The 4,565-nt window shown below is 64.0% G+C and carries 4 protein-coding genes; 1 reads left to right on the plus strand and 3 read right to left on the minus strand.

Annotated features, from left to right (window positions below; genetic code table 11):
* Positions 1 to 551: SDR family oxidoreductase (locus ACLP25_RS06545; protein ID WP_442468416.1), on the plus strand; the 551-nt coding region annotated here is incomplete at its 5' end.
* Positions 552 to 1,017: 466 nt separating this feature from the next.
* Here the strand turns inward: ACLP25_RS06545 and ACLP25_RS06550 are convergent.
* From ACLP25_RS06550 to ACLP25_RS06560, 3 genes are all read right to left on the minus strand, one after another.
* Positions 1,018 to 1,581, minus strand: coding sequence for a 6-phospho-3-hexuloisomerase (locus ACLP25_RS06550; RefSeq protein ID WP_442468417.1), 564 nt, complete (start codon positions 1,579 to 1,581; stop codon positions 1,018 to 1,020).
* Between the two features lie 228 nt (positions 1,582 to 1,809).
* Complete coding sequence (locus tag ACLP25_RS06555; protein ID WP_442468418.1) at positions 1,810 to 2,292, minus strand: hypothetical protein; 483 nt, start codon at positions 2,290 to 2,292, stop codon at positions 1,810 to 1,812.
* Between the two features lie 114 nt (positions 2,293 to 2,406).
* Positions 2,407 to 4,287, minus strand: coding sequence for an adenylate/guanylate cyclase domain-containing protein (locus ACLP25_RS06560; RefSeq protein ID WP_442468419.1), 1,881 nt, complete (start codon positions 4,285 to 4,287; stop codon positions 2,407 to 2,409).
* Positions 4,288 to 4,565: the final 278 nt, after the last annotated feature.

Consider the following 4,565-nt stretch of genomic DNA (forward strand, 5'->3'; position numbering starts at 1 on the left):
TCGCTCGCTCGCTCGGGCCGATTGACATTCTGTTCAACTGCGCGGGCTTCGTCCATCACGGCGCGGCGCTCGAATGCTCCGACGAAGACTGGGATTTCTCCTTCGACCTCAACGTCAAGTCCATGCACCGCACGATCCGCGCCTTTCTGCCGCGCATGCTGGAAAAGGGCGGGGGCTCGATCGTCAACATGGCTTCGGCCGCCTCGTCGGTGAAGGGCGTAGCCAACCGCTACGTCTATGGCGCGAGCAAAGCCGCCGTGATCGGTCTCACCAAGGCGGTGGCGGCCGACTACATCCGCAGGGGCGTACGGTGCAACGCGATCTGCCCCGGCACGGTCGAAAGCCCGTCGCTCGACGGCCGCATCGCCGCGCTGAGCCGCGCCTCCGGCCAATCGGTCGAGACGGTGCGCCAGGCCTTCGTCGACCGCCAGCCGATGGGCCGGCTCGGCAGGCCCGAGGAAGTGGCGGCGCTCGCCGTCTATCTCGCCTCCGGCGAGAGCGCCTTCACCACCGGGCAGATCCACCTTGTCGATGGCGGCTGGTCGATGTAGCCGCGCCGGCGCCCGGCGGCTTCCCGAGTCCGTTTCGAGCCTTTTCAACAGCTTCCAGCGGCTTTTCCGATCTGCGAATCCATCGGCGCCTTAGGGTCGGGAGACGAACGCGATCGTCGCGCGCCGCGGCGAGACCCCAAGCGGAAGGGTCGCGCATCCAAGGCGAAAGGGCGCCGAACCCAAATCCATGCCAACTCCCGACAAGATCTTCCCATTGTCCTTTGCAACGATTTCAAAAGGTTGCGCCTCTCCCGCAGCCGCTCCGCAAGGAGCGCGCTGAAGACTTACGCTTTCGCCGCGAAGGGAATGTTCCGATCCCTCCCGCCCAACGAAACGATCCTTAAGAAACGGAGCCGGTCCGAACCCCACGCCTTGCGAATTCCCATCGCCGGGAAAGCCTAGCATGGCTTCTGAATTTCCGCAAGATATTTCGACGCCGACCCTTCCGTCGCCGGCCCCGTCCGCGTCACTCCAGGTTGGTGTGGCGCGTCCGCATGGTCTCCGCGGTCTCGTTGAAGCGCGGCCTGAGCTTCAGGATCGCGATCTCGAAGGCGATCATCTGAGCCGTCTCGAACAGCGAGCCCATCGGCAGCACCGAGAGCCTGCCGCCCAGGTCGTTGGCCATGGTTTGCGCCGGGAGCACGGTTACGACGTCGACATGTAGGGCGAGCTCGCCCTGAGGCTGCGCGGTGACGAGCGCGGTCACCGCGCCGGCTGAGCGCGCAATTCCGACCAGAGCCCGGGCGGTGCCGAGATCGCCGGGGCCGGCCGAGACGAAGAAGAGGTCGCCCGGGCCGACCGCGGGCGCCGTTATGTCGCCCCAGACCGCGACGTTGCGGCCCATGTGGAAGAGCCGCATGGCGAAGCCGCGCATCTGCAGGCCCTCGCGTCCGAGGCCGAATACGACGATGCGCCGCGCCTTGACGATCGCCTCGATCAGCCCGTCGAGCGCGTCCTCCGGCATGGCGGCGAACACGCCTTCGAGATCGTTCAGCGCGCCCTTGGCCAGCGCACTCAAGGCTTCCGTCATCGTGTCCTCCCTTTACCGATGGCGCAAGTCTAACACACGGCGCCCATTCCGCTGCGCCGGAGAAGGAAACCGGGCGCTCGTCGCGACGGATTAACGGCAGGAGTCGACGTTTTGCGGACGTAGCAGCCCACGGCCGTGAACATCGCAAATGGGAGGGTCAGCGGTCGTAGACCTGCCGCCAACAGATAACTATCATTCGCTGTGAATGGCCTGTCCAAATCCGCCGTCTCACTTAGACGGACTGTGGAAGGCCAGCTCGTGAATGATGCCGCCGAACGTGAGGATCAGGAGAATGGCGAGATAGAATAAGGAGATGCCCAGCGCGATCCGGAAGTAGTGCATCTTCCAATAGAAAATTGTTGCAAGCGCGGCGCAGCGATCGCGAAAGAGGGCCAGGAGTTCGCTCTCCTCTTCGGGCGGCCCGACGAAGTCGGCGGGAGTGATGGAACGTCTGAAATAGAACGGGAACCCAGGCGTCACAATAAAGCGCGGATATATTGATAATATGAGAAGAATAATCGCAAACAATGGGAAAATCAGCAAAACAAATATGGGGACCGAAGCAGGCAACTCGTCGCGGAACGCTACAATCGTCGATATCGAAATCGCAAGGAGAAACAAGACCGTACAGGCCCTGTAGTCCGAACTCCTTATATTGTCCGTATATATTGCTGTTAGGCTCTCGAAATATTTGATCGTCTCCGGCGTCATGGCTCTGGTCTCCACAAGAACGCCTTCCTCATTCCGAAAACGGAAGGGCGGCAACGACATTCCGAAAAAATGGAATTAAATGTCTATCTTTTTCCCATAATACCGAGCCGAGGATCATTGTTCGGGCATGCCCGCCTTCCGCAACGCTTCGATTTGTCGTTCCGACACCGCGCAGGACGGCACGGCGGCGCAGGCCCGCAACTCGGCGATCGTCCGGACTTGTGGTCCCGGAAGAGCGCTGTAGCGCCGGTAGGCTTCCCGAGCTTCGTCGTCGCGCCCCAGGATCTCGAGGAGCGCAATCTCGTGACGCAGCGCGATCGGGCTCGCCGGCGACAGAGCGAGACTGCGGCGCACCCAATCCAGCGCCTCCGCTTTTCGTCCGAGCGTTTCCAGCGCGCCGGCTCTTGTCATCAGCAGTCCGTAAAGGCTCGGGTCGTGCGGGCTCAACCGGATCGCCTTGTCCACGCAGTCGATGGCCTTCTCCGGTTGCCTTGCATCGGTGTAGGCCGCGCAGAGCCAGAAATAGGTCTGCACGAAACCCGGGCTGAGGGCGATGTTTCGCTCGCCTTCGGCGATCGCCTCCTCCGGCCGGCCCTCCAGCCTGAGAAGGTACACCTTGAGCGCGCGGGCGTACGGGTCGTTGGGGCTGATGGCGAGCAGCGTCGTCAAGTCCTCGTTCGCGCGCCTGAGATCGCCCTCTCGGTCATCGCTTTGACCATGGTCCACGCCATCCAACAACCAGACAGCGCGCACGCCCAGGGCGATGACGTTATGCGGGTCGAGACGCAACGCCTCATCGCAGGGTTTGAACAGCTCCGCCCTCTTCTCGGGGTCGACGGCCTCCGCCCCATAGTCGCCGGCCCTCGCGCCGCAGAGAAGCGCGAGGGCCATGGGACTGCCCGGCTGCGCTCGAACCGCGCGCTCCGCTTCGATGTCGGCGATACGCAATCTCCCAGCGTTCATGACCCGCGCGACGATCTCGTCCTCCATCTGGAGGAGATCGGCGCGGTCTTCATCGAAGGTTTCCGCCCAAAGCTGAACGCCGCTCTCTCCATCGATCAATTGCGCGCTGACCCTGACGCGCGTCTCTGCCGGCTGCAGCGATCCCTGCAACACGTAGCGCAGGCCAAGGTCCTCGCCGATCTGCTTCACGTAGATCGGCTTTCCGGCGTAGGTCTTGGCGGTTTCGCTGGCGATGACCTGGACGGGGGAGACCGCGGCAAACCAGCGGGAAAGGGCGTCGGTGAGTCCATCCGTCACAGCCTCGGCGAGCGGGTTCACGGTGGGGTCGCCGGACAGATTCGTGAAAGGCAGCACCATGACGGCGACCCGCTCCGCCTTCGCCCCAGCCCACCGGAAATGCCAGACGCCCACCGCGGTCGCGGCGAGCGCGACGACCAAAGCCGCCAGAGCGATGATCACGGACCGCTGTCTTTCAGCGGCGCTCCTGAGTGGTTTCGCCGCTGCCGGAGCGCCGGCTTCGAGCGAATAGACGTGCACGGGTTCGGCGATATTTTTCAGTCGGGTCGGCCCGAGATCCGTGACGCCGAGGTCGAGCCGTCCCTTGACCTGCCAATAGGCCTGTTCGGAAAGACAGATCGCGCCAGGCTTGGCGATCCCTTCCAGCCGCGCGGCGATATTGACGCCGTCGCCCATGAGGTCGCCGTCGCTCTCCTCGACGACGTCGCCAATGTGGACGCCGATCCGGTAATCGATGCGCTTCTCAGGCGGCAGGCCGGCGTTGCGCTCGGCCATGCCGAGCTGGATTTCGATTGCGCAGCGCACGGCGTCGACCACGCTGCGGAACTCGACAAGGATCCCGTCGCCCGTGCGCTTGACCACTCGGCCGCCCTGCACGCCGATCGTCGGGTCGATGAGGTCGCCCCGCAGCGCCCTCAGCCGCGCGAGCGTGCGCTCCTCGTCCGCGCCCGTGAGCCGGCTGTAGCCGACGACGTCGGCGACGAGGATCGCCGCAAGTTTTCGGCTCTCCATCAAATTTCTGCTCCAGGCGGCCGAAACCTATCACACTTGAGCCCAGAGCCGGCTCAGTCTTCCGTCGGACGAGTGTGACGGTCGAGAGTCGAGGCGTCGCCGGGCCCCGCGTCAGATCTCGCGGCCGAACGTGGCGCTATCCTCCCGTACCGGAACCGAGGGGGAAGGGCATGTCTGGACGGCGCCCCGTCGTCAAGGGTTTGGTTGAGGCTTTGCGAACGCTTCGGGTGCGGTCATGTCTTCGGCCTGTTGGCGCGGGAAACGAATGTCCCGCTGGCCCT

This window comes from Roseiarcus sp. (genome assembly GCF_052145395.1).
In the GTDB taxonomy this organism is placed as follows: Bacteria; Pseudomonadota; Alphaproteobacteria; order Rhizobiales; family Beijerinckiaceae; genus Roseiarcus.

Excerpts from the sequence above, each read along its gene's own strand:
- ACLP25_RS06555 (WP_442468418.1), bottom strand. The coding sequence starts at position 2,292 with ATGACGCCGGAGACGATCAAATATTTCGAGAGCCTAACAGCAATATAT.
- ACLP25_RS06550 (WP_442468417.1), bottom strand. The coding sequence starts at position 1,581 with ATGACGGAAGCCTTGAGTGCGCTGGCCAAGGGCGCGCTGAACGATCTC.